At 67.9% G+C, this 18,747-nt stretch carries 16 protein-coding genes; 9 read left to right on the top strand and 7 right to left on the bottom strand.

Annotation, left to right across the window (positions count from 1 at the left end; all coding sequences use genetic code 11):
• Positions 1-34: 34 nt before the first annotated feature.
• From IU452_RS30480 to IU452_RS38600, 3 genes are read left to right on the top strand one after another with little or no spacing between them, the layout of a single operon-like run.
• Positions 35-868, top strand: a complete 834-nt coding sequence (locus IU452_RS30480; RefSeq protein ID WP_195112664.1) for an acyl-CoA thioesterase — start codon at positions 35-37, stop codon at positions 866-868.
• Positions 868-2,259, top strand: coding sequence for a hypothetical protein (locus IU452_RS38605; protein WP_228819042.1), 1,392 nt, complete (start codon positions 868-870; stop codon positions 2,257-2,259). Before IU452_RS30480 ends, IU452_RS38605 begins: the two co-directional genes overlap by 1 nt.
• Positions 2,256-3,515, top strand: a complete 1,260-nt coding sequence (locus tag IU452_RS38600) for a cytochrome P450 (RefSeq protein WP_324192911.1) — start codon at positions 2,256-2,258, stop codon at positions 3,513-3,515. Before IU452_RS38605 ends, IU452_RS38600 begins: the two co-directional genes overlap by 4 nt.
• 11 nt (positions 3,516-3,526) lie before the next feature.
• Here the strand turns inward: IU452_RS38600 and IU452_RS30470 are convergent, their stop codons facing one another.
• The 4 genes from IU452_RS30470 to IU452_RS30455 form a co-directional block, all read right to left on the bottom strand.
• Positions 3,527-4,969, bottom strand: a complete 1,443-nt coding sequence (locus IU452_RS30470) for a CoA transferase (RefSeq protein ID WP_195112663.1) — start codon at positions 4,967-4,969, stop codon at positions 3,527-3,529.
• A gap of 30 nt (positions 4,970-4,999) precedes the next feature.
• On the bottom strand, positions 5,000-5,542 hold the full coding sequence (locus IU452_RS30465; RefSeq protein ID WP_324192910.1) for a hypothetical protein: 543 nt from the start codon (positions 5,540-5,542) through the stop codon (positions 5,000-5,002).
• Between the two features lie 58 nt (positions 5,543-5,600).
• Positions 5,601-6,629, bottom strand: coding sequence for a ParB/RepB/Spo0J family partition protein (locus tag IU452_RS30460; RefSeq protein ID WP_195112662.1), 1,029 nt, complete (start codon positions 6,627-6,629; stop codon positions 5,601-5,603).
• Positions 6,630-7,103: 474 nt separating this feature from the next.
• Positions 7,104-8,255, bottom strand: coding sequence for a hypothetical protein (locus IU452_RS30455; protein ID WP_324192909.1), 1,152 nt, complete (start codon positions 8,253-8,255; stop codon positions 7,104-7,106).
• Positions 8,256-8,618: 363 nt separating this feature from the next.
• Between IU452_RS30455 and IU452_RS30450 the strand changes: the two genes are divergently transcribed.
• The gene (locus tag IU452_RS30450; protein WP_195112661.1) at positions 8,619-9,203 is read left to right on the top strand and encodes a hypothetical protein; all 585 of its coding nucleotides are present in this window, start codon (positions 8,619-8,621) and stop codon (positions 9,201-9,203) included.
• 165 nt (positions 9,204-9,368) lie between these two features.
• On the top strand, positions 9,369-10,652 hold the full coding sequence (locus IU452_RS30445) for a serine hydrolase (RefSeq protein ID WP_324192908.1): 1,284 nt from the start codon (positions 9,369-9,371) through the stop codon (positions 10,650-10,652).
• Between the two features lie 437 nt (positions 10,653-11,089).
• Here IU452_RS30445 and IU452_RS30440 read toward each other — a convergent pair whose 3' ends face one another.
• Positions 11,090-12,736 carry a flavin monoamine oxidase family protein gene (locus IU452_RS30440; protein ID WP_195112659.1) on the bottom strand — a complete coding sequence of 549 codons (1,647 nt, stop codon included), beginning with the start codon at positions 12,734-12,736 and terminating at the stop codon, positions 11,090-11,092.
• Between the two features lie 336 nt (positions 12,737-13,072).
• On the opposite strand from IU452_RS30440, the gene IU452_RS30435 reads away from it, so the two are divergent.
• Positions 13,073-14,650 (top strand): beta-N-acetylhexosaminidase, encoded by a 1,578-nt coding sequence (locus IU452_RS30435; RefSeq protein WP_324192907.1) that lies wholly within the window; start codon positions 13,073-13,075, stop codon positions 14,648-14,650.
• A gap of 96 nt (positions 14,651-14,746) precedes the next feature.
• Here the strand turns inward: IU452_RS30435 and IU452_RS30430 are convergent, their stop codons facing one another.
• Positions 14,747-15,622, bottom strand: a complete 876-nt coding sequence (locus IU452_RS30430; protein WP_195112658.1) for a helix-turn-helix transcriptional regulator — start codon at positions 15,620-15,622, stop codon at positions 14,747-14,749.
• Positions 15,623-15,696: 74 nt separating this feature from the next.
• On the opposite strand from IU452_RS30430, the gene IU452_RS30425 reads away from it, so the two are divergent.
• Positions 15,697-16,374: a class I SAM-dependent methyltransferase gene (locus IU452_RS30425; protein ID WP_195112657.1), complete on the top strand. Its 678-nt coding sequence runs from the start codon at positions 15,697-15,699 to the stop codon at positions 16,372-16,374.
• A 6-nt stretch (positions 16,375-16,380) separates the two neighbouring features.
• Here the strand turns inward: IU452_RS30425 and IU452_RS30420 are convergent, their stop codons facing one another.
• Positions 16,381-17,541 carry a CaiB/BaiF CoA transferase family protein gene (locus tag IU452_RS30420; RefSeq protein ID WP_228819041.1) on the bottom strand — a complete coding sequence of 387 codons (1,161 nt, stop codon included), beginning with the start codon at positions 17,539-17,541 and terminating at the stop codon, positions 16,381-16,383.
• 280 nt (positions 17,542-17,821) lie between these two features.
• On the opposite strand from IU452_RS30420, the gene IU452_RS30415 reads away from it, so the two are divergent.
• Together IU452_RS30415 and IU452_RS30410 are read left to right on the top strand one after the other, a co-directional pair.
• A complete protein-coding gene (locus IU452_RS30415) occupies positions 17,822-17,971 on the top strand; it encodes a hypothetical protein (protein ID WP_195112656.1) in 150 nt (49 codons plus the stop codon).
• 110 nt (positions 17,972-18,081) lie between these two features.
• Positions 18,082-18,747 (top strand): peptidylprolyl isomerase, encoded by a 666-nt coding sequence (locus IU452_RS30410; protein ID WP_195112655.1) that lies wholly within the window; start codon positions 18,082-18,084, stop codon positions 18,745-18,747.

Genomic DNA, 18,747 nt, shown 5'->3' with positions numbered 1-18,747 from the left:
TATCCGTTCTCTGTCGTCCCGAAGGAATGGCTCAATGGTTGCGTTACTGGATGCGATAGCAGTCGAACAAGTCGGCACGAACATCTTCCGCGGCCGCCCCCGAACCGATACCGTGCTGGCCCGCACCTTCGGTGGCGAGGTGGCGGCCCGGGCGCTGGCCGCGGGATCGGCCGGTAAGCCACCCGAATTTCACGTCAATTCGATCCACGGCTATTTCGTCCGGCCGACGGTTCCGGGCGTTCCCATCGACTACCAGGTCGACACCGTCAAGCACGGACGGTCCTTCCTCGTCCGCTGGATCCGGGCGTTGCAGGACGGCGACGAGAAATTCCTCATGGTCGCCTCGTTCCACTGCGGCGATCAGGGTGTGCGCCACGCCGATCCGATGCCCGCCGCGCCGTCGCCCGACGAACTGGTCACGGTCGGCTCCGCCGATCCGGGCAACGAATGGCCGGGCTGGGATATCCGCCGCGTCCCCGACGCCGAGGTCGGCGGCGGTGCGCGGCAGCAGATCTGGTTGCGCTACACCGAGGACCTGCCCGGCGACATGGTCACCTCCACGTGCGCGCTGACCTACGCCAGCGATATGACGCTGCTGGGAGCAGCTATGGCGCCGTACCCCGGCTTACCCATTCAGACTGCGGCGCTGGACTATTCGATCTGGTTCATGCGGCCGTTCCGGGTCGACGACTGGCTGCTCTACGACGAGGTGTCGCCCTCGGCGGACGGCGGCCGGGCGTTCACTCAGGGCCGGATCTTCAGCCGCGACGGCCAATTGGTGGCCATGGTCGCTCAGGAACGGATGCTGCGGGTGGTCGGCGCCGAATTCGGGCAGAACTCCGCACTGATCGGAAAGGTGGCCTCGTGATGTCTGCACCGGTCTATGTCAATCTCACCGACAAGGGATTTCTTCGTCTCCACCGCGGTAACGGCACACCCGTTATCGGGCAGATACTGGCGGTGCTGGATCATCGCCTCACCGACGAGCAGCTGATCTCGATGTATCGGCTGCGCACGGCGGGGTCCTCGATGCGGCGGGTGTACCGGCCGATCGTGCCGTTCGCCCGATGGCGCTGGGTGCCAACGGATACCGCGCTACCCCTCACCGTCGAACGCGCCGCCATCGACGAGGTCGACGTACTGGCGTGGGCGAACGAGCAGGCGCAGTTCCCCCTCGATCCGGCGGGCGGTTACGGGTGGCGGCTCTCGGCGGTGCCCCTCCGATCCGGAGGCATGGCGGTGTCCATCATCGCCGACCACGCCATCGCCGACGGTCATGCCGGACTGATGGGCTTGACCGGCATGGTCGATCCCGAATTCGCCACCAAGGACGGTCTCGGCAAGGTCGTCGACCTGCGCGGCGATCTGGCCGACGGCATGCGCCGCAGTGTGCTGGTCGCCCGCCAGGCGGCGTCGGAACTGCGGCGCGCGGCCCGCGATCCGCAGCACCGCGCAGCGATCGGCAGGGCCCTGCTCACCAGGGAGCCCGTCGTCGAGCCGGAGCCGATGGGCTGGCGAGAGACCTCCGTCGTCGTCAGTATCGATGCGCAGCACTGGAAACAGGTCGCGGCGAGGCACGGGGGCACGTCGAATACGTTGTACCTCGCCCTCGCCGCGGACACGCTGCGCCGCTGCTCGCTCATCGGCCCCGACACCCCGCTGGTACTGGCGACCGCGGTCCGGCTGCTGCGCGAGCACAACCAACACGATTCGAATTCGTTTTCCCGCGTTCCGGTTCCGGTGCAGCGAGAGTGGTTGGACCGCCGCGAGCTGGACCCGATCCGGCGGATGAGCAAGGCGGCCTTCGCCAATGCCAACGAGGTCGGTTCCGGCGCGGTCTCCCGCCCCCGCAATATGCCACCGGACCTGATCGACGTGCTGCCCGCCGGTGTCGTCGACCGGCTCGTCGAACCGCCGCCGATCACCATCGGAATGTGTTCCAACATGGGCGTTCTCGACCCGTTCGTGCCGAAGGACATGCGGGCGAACGGGGGCCCGTCGCTATTCGTCGCCCGCGGGGCATTCCAGAAGCTGGACACCCGCCGGGCCGCACGTCAGCCGATCGCACTGGCCAGCTGGTACTCCGAGTACGGCGGCCGCGTCCAGTGGGTGCTCGAGGGCCTCAAACCCGAGATGGCACAGTCGGATTCGGAGCTGGCCGCGCTCGCTCGCGACATCGCCGAATCGTGGGGCCTGCAGCCCCTGCGGATCCACACCGGCGGCGCGAACGCCGCCGTAGCGAGCAAGGAGATGCTGTGACCACTCTGCCCCTGCTGGAACTCGGCTCCGACTATCTGTACAACCCGTACCCGATCTACGACGAACTGCGTAGGCACGGGCCGATCCATCACGTCCACCTGCCCAACGGGCTGACCGCCTGGCTCGTGCTGGATTACGACGTGGCCCGCCAGGTCATGACCGACGACCGCATCAGGAAGAATTCGGCGGTCCTGGCGACCATCACGGCCCGGCAGCGCCGCGACACCGACACCTACGGCGCCATGAGCACCGATCTGCTGGAGCATATGCTCAGCTCCGATCCGCCGGATCACACCCGGTTGCGGCGGCTGGTGAACAAGGCCTTCACCGGCCGCACGGTGGAACGGCTGCACCCGCGCATCGATGCGCTCGCCGACGAATTGCTCGACCGCATGGGCGATTCCGAGACGGTCGACCTCATCGATGCGTACGCGTTGCCGATCCCGATCACGGTCATCTGCGAAATGTTCGGCGTGCCCGAGGCCGATCGACCCAGATTCCGGGAGCTGTCGACGACGCTGACCGCCTCGTCGTCGGAGAACGCGCCCGATCCCGAGGTGGCGGCGCGCTCACCGTTCTATGCCACCGCCAGCGAGCGGGCGGGGGCCAGCGTCGAACTGGCGAGCTACCTCGTCGACCTGGTCGCCCGACGCTCCGCCGATCTGGGCGAGGATCTGCTGTCGGAACTGATCCGGGCCAATCACGAGGGCGACAAACTCAGTGACCGGGAACTGATTTCGATGCTGTTCCTCATCCTGGTGGCCGGGCACGAGACGACGGTGAACCTCATCGGCAACGGTTTGCTGACCGTGCTGCGGGACCGCTCGCTGTACCACGAACTGGTGCGGATGCCGGATCGCATCCCCGCGGCCATCGAGGAGTTCCTCCGTTTCGAGGGGCCGGTCCACCTGGCGACGCTGCGCTACACCGCCGAACCGGTCACGGTGGCCGGAGTCGAGATCCCGGCCGACGAACTGGTGTACGTCTCGCTGGCGGCCGCCGACCACGACCCCAAACAGTTCTCCTGTCCGCATGCCGTCCAGATCGCGGACGGTAAACCCAAGAGCCACGTGGCTTTCGGGCACGGCATCCACTACTGCGTGGGGGCGCCGCTGGCCCGGTTGGAGGCCCGGATCGCGTTCGAGAAGATTCTGCAGCGGTATCCGGACATGCGGCTCGACGGTGCGGTGCAGTGGCGGCCGAGCACCTTCTTCCGCGGGCTCGAGGCACTACCGGTGACGCTCGGACACCGCTGAGCAACTGCGCACTATCGCCGACGCCGAGCGTCCGCACGCCACCGCGGCGCGCTCGATCCCCGCGGCACCAGCGGCGGGTCCGGCCAGCGCGGCGGCGTCGCCGAGAATTCCACGGCCGGGCGCGGGGTGTGCAACGCGCCCAACGGAGTCGGCGCATCGTAGGGCGTGGGCTCGCGCGCGGTGGTGTCGTCGCTGCTGCCCGCCGCGGTGGCATCGACCAGGCCGAGCGTCGGATACCACATGGCCGCGCGGGCCAGGCTCACCTCCACCCGCCAGCTACCGCCCTCGGTGACCCGTTTGACCAGTGCCGCAACGGCACCGGCGGCGCCGAGATAGCCGGTGATGAAATCGTTGATGAGGCTCGTGACCGGAAACCGGACGTGTCCGGGTTCGCCTTCGATCGCCATCAGACCGGTGGCCGCCGAGGCGTTCATGTCGAAGCCCCCGTAGTTGCGCCAAGGACCCTGCGAGCCGTAGGGAGTCACCGCCACGCTGATCAGGCCCGGATGCCGGGCGGCCAGCGCGTGCGGATCCAGGCCGAACCGTTCCAGTTTCCCGCGGCGGTGGTTGTCGATCACGATGTGCGCGGTGTCGAGCAGATCCTCGGTGCGGTCGCGCCCGTCGGCGGTGGTCAGGTCGAGATACGCACTGCGGGAACCGATATTGGCCGCATCGTAGATGAAGTCGTGTTCGAAATCGTCGGGGCGGGTGCCGCACAACACATCTGCGCCCTGTTCGGCGAGGGTGCGCCCGACGGTGGGCCCGGCGATGGCATGGGTGAACGAGAGCGCCCGGATGCCGCCCAGCGGCCGATCGCTGTCACCGAGCGCCAAAGGTGCTGCCTCACCGACCTTGTGGAGAGCGATCACAGGGCCGTCTGCCAGCAGGGCGCCCTGCGGATGAGCGAGCCATTCCTGCGGCGTACGCGCCGTCGCGATCGGCAGCCCCGCCTTGTTGGCCTGCTCCTCGAGGGTGTCGGAGTCCCATTCGGCGATGGCCGCCGCGACCCGGTCGCGGGCCGGGGGCACATCGAGGAACACGCACCATTTGCGCATCAGATGCGGATACACCGCCGACGGCACCACCTCGCGTCCGTCGCGGGTGCGATAGATGTCGAGCAGAAACGGATTGCCCTCGACCAAGGGGGCCGGGGCCGGAAACCCGTTGACGGTCGGCTCCCACAGGATTTCCGGGGCGATGTAGTAGACGGCCTGCCGCAGGTCCAGATGCAGATCCTGGCCGTGTCCGCCGCGGTGCCGCCACAGCGCCGCGACGCCGACCGCACCGGCCATCATCGGAATGCCGATGGCCGCGCCCAGCCGCAACCGCGATTCGAGAATCGGATCTCGCCCGGCGAAGTCGACCGCTCCGCCCGCATCGGCGCTGTCGAGGCCGATCGGGGCGAGCAGGTCGTTCAGCGCTACCAGTGGATCGAAAGCGGCGTCTACGGGCATCGCAGGTCCTCTCCGCGTCAATCCCCCGGATCAGCTCGGACGATCAGTGCCCACCAGTGTGCCCGGCTCGGGTCGGGCAGCGGCAACATGGTGGCTATCACACGGCGCCGACCGCCCGGTCGCGGCCAGACGCCGTTCGAATTCGGCGAAGGCCGGAATCGGGCCTCTGCTGTCGAACGGCACGCCGAACGGCTTCAGGGAATTGCCGAAGATCGCCCGGTCGCCGCAGAGATGAATCGGAATCACCAGCAGTGCCCACTCGAATCCGGCTACCAGCACCCACACCCCGACGACCACGGCCTGGGTGAGAAAGCTGTGCGTCACGTTGTAGAGCACGTAGTAGACCTTCGCCACCCGGCCGTCACCGCCGCCGGCCCGGGCCCGCCGCTCGGCGATCGCACCGGGCAGGTACCCGATGAGATCGATGGCCACGAACAGGATCACCGCCGGCAACCACCGCACCTCGCCGAGGTGCCCGACGAACAACACCAGGCAGACCAGCAGCGCCACCAGGTACTCCAGGCGAGCCAGCCGGAAGGTGGCCGGACCCTCGAAGTGGTTGTAGGCGTCCACGGCTCGAAGACTAGCCGCCGGACCTCGATGCCCCGGTTCGCCGCCGCGGTGTGTCTCGTCAGTCCGGTACGCGTTTGGCCAGTTCCACCGAGATCCGCGACCAGCTCTGGGCGCAGCCGCGGGCCAATTCGGCCACCACGCCGACACAGTGCGCGGGCGCGGCCTGGACGACCTTGGAGCAGTCGTCCATATCCACCGCGTGCAGGTGCAGCCAGCGCAGCAGTTCCCGGCCACCGGCATTCAACCGCAGCGACGGATCGCGGCCGAGGGCATGCAACACCTGAGCGACATCGACGGGCGGCTCGGGCTCGGCGCCGGCCGTGGCGGAGGTGCGCGGCCGCGCCGGTTTGCTCGTCCGCTTGCGCGGCACCGGATCCTCGCCGCGGCGCAACCGGTCGCGCACATCGCGCACGGTGCCCGGCGAGATGCCGACGGCCTTGGCCACCTGGCGCAGCGAGGCCTCGGGGTGCGACGCGATGATCTCGGCCGCCATGCGGCGGCTGTGCGCCGACGTCAACGGGCGCACCCGGCCGTCGGCCCCGATGCGGACGTTCGACCGCGCGGATTCGGCATTCGTACACAGCCGGATGGCCCGCACCGTGCGGGCGGACAGGCCGGTCGTCCTGGCGATCATCCGATCCGACCAGGCGCCGTGCGTCTCGATGATGCGCGCGGCGGCGGCCCGCCGATCCGACAGCGACAGCGGCAGCCCGTGCCGGATATTGAGTTCCACCGCGAGCACGAAGGCCGACTCCAGCGTGCCGTCGTAGAAGATCGCCTCGATCTCGTCGCGGCCGCGCTGCACGGCCGCACGCACCCGGTGCAGGCCGTCGATGATCCGCATGGTCGGCCGATGCACCAGGATCGGCGGCAGTTCGTCACCGGCCTCGACCAGCCGCTGCACATGCGCCTGATCGGCGCCGTCGAGCCGGGGCGAATCCATCGCCACCAGACGCCGAATCGGCACCTTCTCACTTCGGCGCCGCCCGTCGATCGCGTGCAGATAGGCGACGACGCGGCGATCGGGCTGGGACTCGGTCGGAATGGCGTCACCAGAATGGGTCAGTTGTTCACAGTCGGCGGCCATGTCGGAACCTCTCGCAATTGCCGATCGAAATATGGTTGTTTCAATCGGGTCGATAGCTTCTGGATACCGAGATATTTACAACGCTGCGATATCCGAAACCAACCGAGCCATTGGTTCGATTCCGACGTTAGCATCGGCTGTTCGGCCTCGAAAGCCCCACAAAACTTGGTGGAAATTGGTTTTCGCCCCCCCGGGTCGGCTTCTCGTGCACTCCGTCCTGCGCATCCGAACCCGAGTATGGCCGCCACCGACCGATGGGCGGCAGCGGGGCTCGCCGTGCCTGCCCGTGTTCGGTTGGGAGACGGTCACTTTCGCGCCTCGGATGCAAGCGAGGACTGGCACAAATGGTACGCGCGATCGGCGAACACTTCTAGTCTTCAAATCCAACCGAGACAGAAAAGACCGCGACCACAGCCGAATCCCCCCGAAAATAGGGGCATCCGGCCGTGGTCGCTCCGGAATCGGCGTTACTCGTTACTCGTCTCGCGTGGTGGACTGCTGCAGGTCGAACTCCTCCTTGGTCATCTCCTCCGGGGACTGCTCGGGCGCGATGCGCCGATCGGGAGCGATGGGACCGATGTCACCGCCGGTGAACACCACCGAGGCCCAGTTGTTCTGGGCCCGCAGGCTGCCGTGGCCGCCGTCGTTGTTGATATCGGCCGCCACTGTGTTGTTCTCGATGCCGCCGTTGCAGTTCCAGTCGATCGGCTGATCCGCCGAACCCCTGGTGCGCCGCCGGGAGTCGTCCGGACAGAAGTACACGGTCCGCCACCCCGCGGCGACCTGGCCGAGACCGCTGCCCTCGTTCAGCGAGGATTCGTTCAATGCCGGCGGGTTGACATTCGAATAGCCGAAGTACGAACTTCCGTCCGCGCGCGGAACTCCCGAGAACTGGAAGCTGTAGTTCATCACGCTCAGATAGTTCGGCTTGTAGTTGACATGATCGACACCGCCGTGCCTGAGCCCGAGGTTGTGGCCCAGTTCGTGGACGAAGGTGCCGACATTGGCGTCGTCACTCGGATTCCAGCCGCAGCGCGGCCCCAGCGTGACGACGAAGGTATCGGCCGGAATTCCGAGGGAGATACCGCTACTGCAGCCATTGTTGTAGGCGTCGGCCCAGAGCATGTAATGGAACACCCGCGTACGGTTGCCGTCGAAATTCCGCCGCTGGATCGCGGCGACCTCGTCGTCGACCGGTGACAGATTGCTGTCGTAGGGAACCTGATTCCCGCCGCCGAGGTTGTACTTACTCCCTCGCGCATCGCCGGCGTCGAGGTGGATGGCGATGCCCGGCGCCCCGTCCGGATTGGCCACCGGCGCGGTGGCGAACACCTCCACGATGCGGTCGAGCACCGCCGCGGACGGTAGTCGCCCGTTCATGTAGTCCATCTCGATGAACACATCCTTGTGATTCGGATTCGCGCCCATGGCAGGCAGATCCACGTCGACCTTGCCGTCCCCGTCGGCGTCGTACCCGTTCTGCTCCCACTGATCGGGCAGCCCGTCCCCGTCGCTGTCGGCCGCGACGGCGGGCTCGGGTTCGGCCACCGCCACCGGCGCAACCACACCTCCCAACCCGGACAGCAGGGCGAGGCAGGCAATCAAGGTTTTGCGAAAAGGCAACACTTGCAACTCCTTCCAATCGGAATAACCGGAGGCAGTCATTGAACACCATTCGCCGGACACTCGAGGCTTTACAGCGCTTGACACGCCTTGTGCCCCAACATATTTAGATCTTGAATCCAACCTTTCCGCTGATACCGCTGCTGCTCAACGGTTTTCATCGGCGCTACCCGACCCAACGATGCCGACCCTCGCCCACCCCTATCGCCGCCGAGAAGCCAACAGCACCCTGGTGCGCCAGGCATGGTCTCGCCGGCCGGCTCTGCCGGGCGAGTCGAAACATGCCTGAAACGCGCATACCGACCGTTCCGATCACAGGGTGATCAGTTGTTGCTGATCGAAAACTCTTGATAGAAGGACGCGTTCATGAGGAACTCCATTTCTCGGCTCGCCATCGGTGCACTGCTGACCGGTGCGACGCTGCTGTCCGTGACGCCCGCTCAGGCGGAGAGCGGGCCCGCCGTGCACGGCCCGTCCGTGTCGCCGATCGGTGCCCCGGGTACCGGTTCGTCCGGCGGCGGCGCTCCGTCGACACCCGAGCCGACTCCCGGGCCGACACCCGGGCCGACTCCCGGCGGAGGAGCGTCCAGTGCCTCCGGAAGCTGTTCCGGGTCGGTGGACCGAGGTTTCCTGGACCGCGGCTACTTCCATGCGTCCACCCGGCAGTGGGCGAGTCCGTACCACGACGGCACCGTCGGCACCTGGGAGGACCACGACTTCACCTTCATGGGATTCCTCGACCGCGCCGAGGATGCGCGGCTGCTGGGAGCCCGGGACGAAAAGTGGATCATCTACCGCGCCGACGACTTCGACCTCGCCGTGCCCTACGTGCCGGGCGCCGGGCTGTTCCTGCTCGAGAACACCGACGAGTGGGGCGACCGCGACACGCGCTACAGCGACCTCGACGATCGCAACGGCACCTTCGAGTGGATCAAGCTCTGCGACTACTGATCGTCGCTCGCCGCCACCCCCACCCCAGAATTGTCGCCCCGACAATTGAGGGGGCTTACCTGCGCTAACGGCGTGCTCGACCCGGCGATCTGAGGATCAGGAAGCTCGGGAACGGGGACAGGTGTGCGTGGTTGGACGAAAAGCGTTGTAGCGGCGGCTGTTGCGGTGGTCGCGATCGCGGGGTGGGTCGCGCCCGCCGCGCAGGCGGCGCCGGAGGGGCTGAAGCGGTGTGAGGTCACCGAGGGGCGCACACCGCAGACCGCGACGGCCGAAGAGGTCGGGCTGGATTCGGAGGCGCTGCAGCGGGCCATCGCCTTCGCTGCGGATCGGACGCGGCTGACCGTGCGCGTGTTCCGCAACAACTGCCTGGTCGCGTCGGGGCCCGACAGCGACCGCCACGGCGGTATCGCCTGGAATATGTGGAGCAGCACCAAGAGCGTGGTGTCGCTGGTGACCGGGATCGCCGCCGACGAGAAGCGCCTGAGCATCGACGATCCGATCGACGCCTACCTGCCTCCGGGTCTCGGCGATGCGGCCCATCGCGCCATCACAATCCGCAGCCTGCTCACCGAGACCTCCGGCATGCAGGTCGCGGTCGCCTCGGAGGGCATCACCGGCCTGCCGCAGCTGGATCCGAATGTGGCGGCGCAGGCACTGGGGATGCCGATCGAATACCCGCAGGGCACCATCTGGCAATACAGCCAGCGCGCCGTCGACCTGCTCGCCTATGTCGTCCAGCGGGCCGTCGGCACGGACTTTCAGGCCTACGCACAACAGAAACTGTTCGACCCCTTGGGTATTCGGCGCTCCGACTACCACTGGGGCCGCGACCGCAGCGGCAACACCTACGGCTATGCGCACCTGATGCTCCCGGCCGACGACTTCGTCAAACTCGGCCTGCTCATCGCCAATCACGGCGACTGGCGGGGCAAACAGGTGATCTCCGCCGGTTATCTGGCCGAGGCCACCCGGCCGACGGCGGCCAATCCCTGCTACGGCTTCCTGTTCGTCGTCAACGGTCCCGGCTGCGAGGTCCACTTCCCCGGCCTCCCGCCGGATGCCGTGCAGATGTCGGGCATGATGCGGCAGGACAATTTCATCGTGCCGAGCCTGGGCCTGCTGGTCAGCTGGACCGGAATCACCGTGCCGGGCAGCGCGCTGAGCTTCCCGCACGACGTGCTGCGCGGAGTCGGCGCCGCCTTCCGCGAACCCCGGCTGCCGGATCCGGGCCCCTATGTGCAGCAACCGGATATCAGCCTGAGCGACCCGATGATCTCCAACCCGGATGCGACGCTAGCGGCGCTGGGAATCGGCCCCGACGCCTACCCGGGCTGCGGGGCGCTGAGCTGCCTCGGCAAACCCCTGTCCCCGCCGTTCGCGGATTGGCCGCCCGGCTGCTTCGTCGTCGGCTGCGTCGGCACGCATCCGGCCACGCCCGGGATCCGGTAGGAATAGGGCCCGAATCCTGCGCCGATAGCCAGCGATGAACACGCTGTAGGCCACCACGATCGCCACGGCGAGCACGCCGACGACGACAGCGATTACCGGCACCGTCGATGCCAAGGACCTCTCCTCCGTCCGGTCTGCGGGGCACCGTCGCCCCGGCTCGAGGCCGACCGGCTCCGCGGTCGGCCTCCCGGCTATAACCGCTCCTCACCCGACCAAACCCACGGCGATTTCTACAGTCCCAGACAGAACAGCGCGGAACCGGTGGTCAACAGGCAGTTGAACGGGTTGGGCAGCAGATCCAGGGGCGAAACCACGGGGGTAATGGGCATGAACGCGATCACAACAACCTCCCGACGAGGACATCCTTGTGCGGGAAATACCCGCTGTCGAGATGATCATTCCCGGCCTGCCGGTCACGTCGCCTCGGTGCTCGACCCTCAGTGACCGAGATCGGCCAGGATCTCCCGTGCGGCCCGCAGCCCGGTCTCGGCGCCCCCGTTCATGTACCCCTGCGAGTCCTGCGAGGTGTGTTCCCCGGCGAGGTGGATGTTGCCCTGGCGCACGCCCTCGTATCCGGCGAACCGGTGACAGTAGCCGACCGGATAGCAGCTGTAGGCACCGTAGGCGTCGGGGTTCAGATGCCACGCCGACAGCGCGGCCTTGCCGTTCCACAGCGCGCCGACGCCGGGCACGACCTTCTCGAACTGCGGCAGTACGGTGTCGACCGCGGCGCGCACGGCAGGGTGATCGCCGGTGAGGAACGGTGCGGGCGGCTGGAACCGCAGCGCACCCAGCCCGCCGCCGTACTGGATGGCGATGCCCTGCGTCCCGGGCTGGCCCGCGGTGGCATCCCAGATCTGCTGGTAACCCAGATCGGTGAAGCTCATGCCGGTGGACATCCCGGGCCACGGACCCGCCCCGACCCACGGGCGGGCGGTGAACTGCATATTCAGTTTGGTGCAGCTGCCCATGGCCAGCGAGGTGATCGCACCGGTCATGCGCGGGTCGAATCCGGCCGCACCGTAGTCGATCCGCTGCAGCACGCCCAGCGGAACGGCCAGGATGGTGTGGTCGGCCTGCACGGTGCGGCGGGAACCGCCCTCGTCGAAGGTCAGGGTCTGGCCGCCGTCGGCGTTGCGGGCGACGGCCTCGAGCCGCCACCCGTGCTGCAGCGTCCCGTCCGGCAGCGCCGCCGCGATCGCCTCCGGCAGTCGCTGGTTGCCGCCGGTGATTTCGAAGCGTTCGTCCGAGGCGTTCCACACCTGCGGATCGTTGGGATCGGCCTGATCGCCCATCAGATACACCAGATTCAGCGCGGTCTGCGCCAGCGTCGGCAGGCCGTACTCCACCACGTAGGCGTCGTCGAGAAACCGTGCGAGCCAAGAGGAGTAACCGCCGGGCACCCTGGTGGCGATCCACTCGGTGAGGGTCATATTGCTCAGCCTCACCGCCCCGGGCGTGGCGCGATCCCAGGTGGGCGCGTCCGGTCCCGCCTCGGCCAGGTCGCGCTGCAGCGCCTGGTACACGGGCTGGAAGTCGGCGACGAACTTGTCCAGGGGAATGTAGCCGCCGTCGAAGTACAGCACGTCGTGGCCGTCGTCCGGGGCGGCCGCGTGAACGTCGGTGAGCGCCAGGCCGAATCGGGCGCACAGATCGCGGATGACCGTATGGCCGGTGTCGATGGCCTCGCCGCCGTACTCGCTGATCTGCCCGCCGTCCCAGTAGCCGCGCTCGGAGAACATGCGCCCGCCCACCCGGTCGCTCGCCTCGTACACGGTCGCGGGCAGCCCGGCGTCGGCCAGGGTCAGCGCCGCGGTGAGACCGGCGATCCCGGCCCCGACGACGGCGATCCGGGGCGCGTCGGCGGCCCGGGCGACGGCGGGCCGCGGCCCCGCGGCACCCCACAGCAGCGCCGCACCACCCACGGCGGCACCGAGTTTGAACAGATTGCGGCGGCTCAGCGTGACCGGTGCGCCCGCCGCGCGGGCCTGACGGAACTCGACCGCCGGCATGCCGAGCCGCTGTGCCGCGGCGTGGTCGGCGACAGTGCGGCGCACCAAACGGAACATCTGGGTCCGTGGCATGACTACCCCTCGTGCTCTGTTCCCGGACGGAAAACAGGCCGATGCTATCGATCAAATGCGCGATCGTTCTCGGAAATGCGCGCAAGTTCTTACGAACCGATCATGTCTGGGCATCCGGCGAAACGGTTTGTAAGGCAGCCTATTTCAAGCATGTTTCGGGGACTACCGGCACGGAGTTCGCGCAACCGCTCGCGTATTTCGGGGGCATTCGCGCAGTGCTTAGTATTGCGAAATAGCAAGCACCAGAATGCATTTCGGGCACATTGTCGGGATGATAGCGGTACCCTGATGCGCACCCAGTCGTGACCCACCCTCCCCGCCCACCGGAGGTGCATCGTGCGGAAGCGCTTATCCCCCTTGGTGTTCTGCGTCCTAGTCGGCCTGGCATTCCTCGGCCTGCCCGGCCGGGCCGTCGCAGACGACCCACCGGCCCTCGAACGCAGCGTCACCGAAATCGTGCCCATTCCCGTTCAGGCCCAGGCAGATCCGGCCGGCTCCTACACCCTGACCGCCGACGCCGTGATCCGCGCCGAATATCAGGCCAAGGAGGTCGCGGAGTACCTGGCCGGCCTGCTGCGACCGGCCACCGGCTTCGCCCTTCCGGTTGTGGATCGCTACGACCTGGACAAGCCCGGCATCACCCTGCAGCTCGGCGACGCCGGTCGAGAGGTCGGCGACCAGGGGTACCGGCTCACCGTCAACAGGGACGGCATCACCATCGACGCCAACACCACCGACGGATTGTTCGGTGGCATCCAGTCGCTGCGCCAGCTGTTCCCGGCGGCGATCAACAAAACCTCTGTCCAGCAGCAGGTGTGGACCGTGGCGGGCGGCACCGTCCTGGACTATCCGCGCTTCCCGCACCGCGGGGCGATGCTCGACGTGGCCCGGCATTTCTTCACCCCGGACCAGGTCAAGCGCTATATCGATCAGATCGCCCAGTACAAGATCAATACCCTGCATCTGCACCTGACCGACGATCAGGGCTGGCGCATCGAGATCAAGAGCTGGCCGAAGCTGGCCGAGATCGGCGGGCAGACCGCGGTGGGCGGTGATCCGGGCGGCTACTACACCCAGGATCAGTACCGCGACATCGTGAATTACGCCGCGTCCCGGCACATTACGGTGGTGCCCGAGGTGGACATGCCCGGACACGTCAATGCGGCTCAGGCCTCCTACGGCGAATTGAACTGTGACGGCAAGCCGGTGCCGCCGCGCACCGATATCGAGGTGGGCTACAGCTCGCTGTGCATCTCGAAGCCGGAAACCTACAAGTTCGTCGAGGACGTCATCCGCGAACTGGCGGCGCTGACCCCCGGCCCCTACCTGAACATCGGCGGCGACGAGGCCCACGCCACCCCGATCGAGGACTACAAGGCCTTCTTCGCGAAGGTGTGGCCGATGCTGTCGACCTACGACAAGAAGCCGACCGGCTGGCACAACATCGTGGTCGCCAACGCGCCGACCTCGGCGCTCCCGCAGTACTGGGACCCGACGCGCACCAATCCGGACGTGGTCGCGGCGGCCGCACGCGGCAACAAGATCATCATGTCCCCGGCAGACAAGGCCTACCTGGACATGAAGTACAACCCCAACACCCCGCTGGGCCTGAAGTGGGCCGGTTACGTGGAGGTCCAGGACGCCTACAACTGGGATCCGGCCACCTACCTGGAGGGCCTGTCGGAATCGCAGATCGCCGGGGTCGAGGCGCCGTTGTGGACGGAGACGCTGCGCACCAGCGCCGATCTCGAGTACATGGCCTTCCCACGGCTGGCCGGTGCCGCGGAGATCGGCTGGTCCCCGGCGGCGACGCACAACTGGGACCGCTACCGCGAGCGCCTGGCCAAGCAGAGCCAGATCTGGTCCGTCCAGGGAATCAATTTCTATCGGTCCCCCCAGGTGGACTGGAAATAGGCAGGTGAACTGAACCAGCAGTTGGACCGAAAAGCCGGATGAGGGCGTGACCGCCCCGCCTGTTTCAGGCGGGGCGGTCACGGGTTTTTCACGCGCTCAGGCCGTGACGGCATGCCCCGTTCGCCAGTGCCGCGGTGCGCTACCGTGTGCGCGGCGGAACACGCGGGCGAAATAGCCGGGGTCCGGCATACCCACGCGGCGAGCCACTTCCGCGATCGGCAGGTCGGTATCGGTCAACAGTCGGCGCGCCTCGGCCATCCGGCGTTCGATGATCCACTCCTGCACCGTGCGGCCGGTGCGGCGGCGCACCACCGTGGTCAGATGTCCCGACGTCATGCCGACCGTATCGGCCACATCCCGCAGCGACAGCGGTTCGCCGTGGCGCCGATCGATGACGGCGAATACCTCGGCCAGCAACGGTTCTCCGCTGCGCCGCAGATCACCCACCACATCGGCGGCCAACCGGACCAACTCGATCAGAAGGACCGTCAGATGTGCCGAGACCGCCTGCCGGTATCCCTCCAGCCGGGTCGACAATTCGGCCTCGATGGCCGCTATCGCGCTGTCCCACACCGGTTTCCGATCTCTCGGCAGACTCAGCCGGAGCAACCCGCCCGCCTGGCCGTGCAGGAACGGGAACAGCAGCGGATGGGTCCGCCACACCGGTCGCGGCACGGCGGCCTCGCTGCCCACCGCGGCGGGATCGAAGAACAGCGCGACGCCGTCGGCGGGCACCTCGATGCCTTCGGGATCGATGACCTCCCCCGCGGCCACCACCCAGACCTCGGCGACACTCTCGGCATACAGCAGCGCCGGGAATTCGTGAATATGCCGATGGTCGGTGCCCAGTCGGTCGGTCTCGTGATGGCGCAGCAGCGTGACCGGCGGCGTGACCGGGTCGGCCCGGTAGCCGAACACCGGGACGCCGCGGCGGTGCCGCACCAGGCGGGCGGCGGTGACACTGTTGGACACATCACCGAAAATAGTCCTACTACTGCCGAATATCACCCAACTTTCCAGGTGAACAACGGCTCACCATGAAGGTCATGACCGAACATCATCCACATTCGATCACCCGCACGATGGGGAACCGGCACGACTATCTGCCCGCCACCGGGCACGACCTACTGCTGCCGGGCTACGACCTGATGACCCGGCTGCTGGGCATGCCCGCCGTCTACGACACCCTCCTCGCACAGGCCGGACTCGCCGACGGCCACCGGGTGCTGGAAATCGGCTGCGGCACCGGAAATCTCACCCTGCGGGCCAAGCGGTCCCGGCCCGCCGCCGAGGTGATCGGCACCGACCCCGACCCGCGCGCCCTGGCCCGCGCGCAGCGAAAGGCGCGCGGGGTGAGCGGGATCCGCTTCGAACGTGTCTACGCCCAGCAACTGCCCTACGGCGACGCCGAATTCGACCGCGTGCTGTCGTCGATGATGCTGCATCACCTCGACCCCGAGGCGAAGGCGCAGGCGGCCGCCGAGGTGCTGCGGGTACTGCGCCCCGGCGGCAGGCTGCACGTGGTCGACATCGGCGGCGCGGTCGGCCCGGAGGACGGCTGGTCGGGGCGGCGGCTGCGGCACAACCGGCATGCCGTGGGCAATCTCGGCGAGGCTATTCCGCGGCTGCTGCGCGAGACCGGTTTCGACTGCACGGAAGTCGCGTCGCAGCGTAAGCGGTTCATCGGGCGGGTCACGTACTACCAGGCCGTGCGCCCGGCCTGACCGTCCTCAGTCGTCGGTGTCCAGCCAGCGACGCAGCGTCTCGTCGTCGGCGCCGAGGGCAGGCGGCGGTGTGACGTAGCGGGCGGGCGTTTCCGACAGGCCGATCGGGTTGGCGACCAGGTCCCACTGGCCGTCATCCGTGCGCACCGGGACGCGGGGCTCGAGGCCCAGACGATCGGCCAGGGCGAAGGCGGCGGCCAGGTCGTTGACCGGCCCGCAGGGAACGCCGACCGGGGTCAGCAGTTCGTACCACTCGTCGGCGGTCCGGCCCGCCAGGATGGTTCCCAGCCTTGTCGCGAGTTCCTCGACGTGGGCGACGCGCTGGGAGTTGGTCGCGAACCGCTCGTCGTCCAGCAGGTCGGCGGCGCCGACGGCCCGGCACAAAGCGACGAACTGGGCGTCGGTGCCGACGGCCAGGGCCAAGGGCTTATCGGCAGCCCGGAAGATCTCGTAGGGCGCGATGGACGGATGCCGATTGCCGAGAATGCCGGGCACGACCCCGGCCAGCGTATACCCCGCGCTCTGGTTGACCAGCCCGGACAGCAGGCTCGACAGTAGATTCACCGCCACCAGCTGCCCCTGCCCGGTGGCGTCGCGATGCCGCAGTGCCGCCAGCACGCCGACCGCGGCGTGCAGGCCCGCGAGGATGTCGACGACCGCGACACCGACCTTGGTGGGCTCGTCGGGGTGCGATCCGGTGATGCTCATCAGCCCGCCGACGGCCTGCAGCAGCAGGTCGTATCCGGGCAGTGCTGCGCCCTCGGCCGTGCCGAAGGCCGAGATCGAGCAGTAGATCACGCCCGGGTTGATCGCGCGGACGCCCTCGTAGTCCAGTCCGAACTTCGCCATGGTGCCGGGCCGGAAGTTCTCCACGACCACATCGGCCCGCCGCGCCAGCTCCCGCGCCCGCCGCCGGTCCTCGGGGTCGCCCAGATCCAGCGTCAGCGACCTCTTGTTGCGGTTGACCGACTGGAAGTAGGTGGCCTGACCGTGCGCGTACGGCGGCCCCCACCCCCGGGTATCGTCTCCGCCGCCGGGGCGTTCGACCTTGATCACCTCCGCGCCGAGGTCCGCCAGCAGCATCGTGGCGTAGGGTGCGGCCAGAACCCTGCTGAAATCGGCCACCAGCAGTCCTGCCAGCGCCGACCGGTCGCGGGGTGCGGACAACGAAGATCACCGCCTCTGTCGAGAAGTATCGAGATCCGACGACAGGTTGTCGACTGCCGTCTGCCCGAAAGTCACTGGACGTTTGCTCCCCCACGGTATGCCATTGGGTAAGGCCGGACGGCCAGCCGTCCGGTCCAGCGGCCACCCGCACCCTACCCGAACGAAACAACCCTTCCCCCTGCAGGATTGGCCCCTCGCAGGGCGGGTATGGCGTCAGCGAAGGCGGTACACGCCTTCGATGCCCGGTGGTGGGCACGGGAGTAGCGCTCAGGAGGACAGAGTGATCGACGAAGTGAACAAGAAGCAGGAAACCGGCAACTTCGGGCGCCCGGTTGTGTGGCCCGACCCGAGCCCGCTCAGCTCGTGGTGGGATGCCGTCATGCGTGGCGACGCCGCGGCGGCCTTCCGGACCCGCCCCGCACTGGGCTGATTCCGGCCGAAAGCACGCCGGAACGACCGGGTCGTCGTCCCGGCGTGCGCGGGGCAGTGAATTGCCGCTTTGGCGAACATCTTTCACCGCGATCGGCTAGTTTTCCGGCTATGAGAACACGCTGGGGTGCCGCCGTCGCCGCCGTCGTCCTGTCGTTGTCCGGTCTGGTCGCCGGGTCGGCCAGCGCCGCGGCTCCCCCACCGGCGGTGTGGTGCGAATTCACGCCCACCCCGGACAATCCCGCGGCCCGCCCGGTCCTGCCCCCGCCGCCGCTCGCGCCGACCATCGGCACCCTCGATGTCACTTTCCGGTTCAACTACGGCCCGGTGACCGTGCGCCTCGATCGCGCCGGGGCCGCACCGTGTGCCGTGCAGAACATGACCAGCCTTGTGCTGCAGCGCTTCTACGACAGCAGCCGGTGCTGGCGGCTCACCGACAGCGCCCGCCTCGGCGTGCTGCAGTGCGGCGACATCTACGAGGTCGAGAAGGGCGGCCCCGGCTACCGGTTCCCCGATGAGGTCGACGGCACCGAGACCTACGAGCGCGGCACCGTCGCGATGGGCAATCAGGGCCCGGGCACCAACGGCAGCGAATTCTTCATCGTCCACTCCTTCGCCCACATTCCGGCCAACTACTCGGTCCTGGGCACGGTGGTGCGCGGCATGGATGTGCTCGACCGCATGGTCGCCGCCGGAATCATCCCGACCGAACGCGGCCCCCGCGACGGTGAGCCCGCCGCACCGGTCACGATCGACCGCGCCGACCTGGGCGGCTGA

It is taken from the genome of Nocardia transvalensis, assembly GCF_015477765.1.
Lineage (GTDB): Bacteria > Actinomycetota > Actinomycetes > Mycobacteriales > Mycobacteriaceae > Nocardia > Nocardia transvalensis_A.
The sequence above is the reverse complement of the archived record's forward strand: the minus strand, read 5'-3'. Positions and strand labels throughout refer to the sequence as shown.